Source organism: Alcanivorax sp. HI0044 (assembly GCF_001634945.1).
This window is the reverse complement of record NZ_LWEZ01000531.1, coordinates 1-1,464: the sequence shown is the minus strand read 5'-3', so window position 1 is coordinate 1,464 and position 1,464 is coordinate 1. Positions and strand designations below refer to the sequence as shown.

Genomic DNA, 1,464 nt, shown 5'->3' with positions numbered 1-1,464 from the left:
GGTCTCCGGGTTACCGACCAGATCGTCTCGCCAGGGCATTCGGACCCGGACGCACTCTTCAGTAGCGCTGACAACCTCAAGCCCAAGCACAACAGAGTGGCGGACGGAATCCAGGAAGCGATTGCATATGTCCTGGCGTGTATACGGAAGTGTTTTTTCTGTCACGGCGGCCAATGTCTCCAGCTGATATCCGGGGCAAGATTAACCGCTGGCGGCTAATCTGCAAGTGTTACCGTTTTACCATAGAAACGGCCTTGCTCTCTGCTAGGGAACCTTTGAATAACTCCTTGCATGCTCAGTCTTTCAGACTGGCTCGCAATCTAGGCGCGATTTTGATGGCATGCTGGTTGCCTGTCGAAAAAGCGCAACAACGAGTGCGGGCCAGCCTGAAAGACCCGGAGGGCGCGGCCTGAAGCGCACATCTGCTGCGCCTTTTCTCTAAGAAAGGGAACCACCCTGTCTGTCGAGACAAGGCGCAACAGCTGCACGCTTCAGGTCACGCTGAGTACGCAAGGAGTTATTCAGAGGTTCCCTAGGCTTCTCCGCCCATTTCAGGAGTCGTTTTGAATGGCTACATCACGATTAAAGAACAGCCTGCGGGCCGTTGGCCACATTGTTGAACGCAGGCGCCACCCGCAACGCTTTATCCAGGTGGATAAATGCCCGTGGGATGAAATTTATCGTGATGGCATCATGGCTGTACGCCATTACAGCCTGCCACCGGTGACCGAAGTCCCGCTTAACGATGACGTCCTGCTGGTTTCCGCCGACAAGCACCGCATCCCCCTGCTGCTGGTGCCTGCGCTGGGCATTCATTGTTGGACCTACGACTTGATGCCCAACCGCTCCATGGTCCTTTACCTGATGGCCCGCGGCTACGATGTATATCTGGTGGACTGGGGGAAACCGTCCAACGCCAATCGCAGCCTGGACCTGGACACCTATGTAAACCGGTGGCTTCCCTCTGCGGTGGATGCCGTAAAGGCCCATGCGGAAACCGAAACCATCAACATGATGGGCTACTGCATGGGCGGGCTGCTTTGCCTGATGTATCTGGGCGGCCACCATGACGCACCTGTCCGCAGCCTGATCACCATTGCCAGCCCGGTGAATTTTCACAAGAGTGGACCGTTCGGCAAGGCGCTGGGCCTGGCCGCCATTCCCGCCATGCAGATCCACGACTGGTTCCAAATTCGTCTGGAGCCGCTCAGCGACAAGCTATTTCACATTCCCGCCAACCTGCTGACGCTGGGATTCAAGATGACCAATCCCCCCGGCGTGGTCCAGGCCTACATGGATCTGATCCGTAATCTTGGTGACCGTGAATACGTGACTGAGTACATGACCATGGGCCAGTGGTTCAACGATATGGTGGATTATCCCGGTGCGGTGGTCCGTGAGGTGATCGAGAAGATGATTCTGGCCAACAGCCTGGCTAGAGGGAAAATCCGGATCGGCGGGCGC

1 protein-coding gene is annotated in these 1,464 nt (G+C 56.6%); it reads left to right on the top strand.

What is annotated here, in order from left to right; translation table 11 throughout:
* Positions 1-567: 567 nt before the first annotated feature.
* Positions 568-1,464 (top strand): alpha/beta fold hydrolase (locus tag A3730_RS06310; protein ID WP_063537736.1); only part of this gene is annotated, 897 nt, incomplete at its 3' end.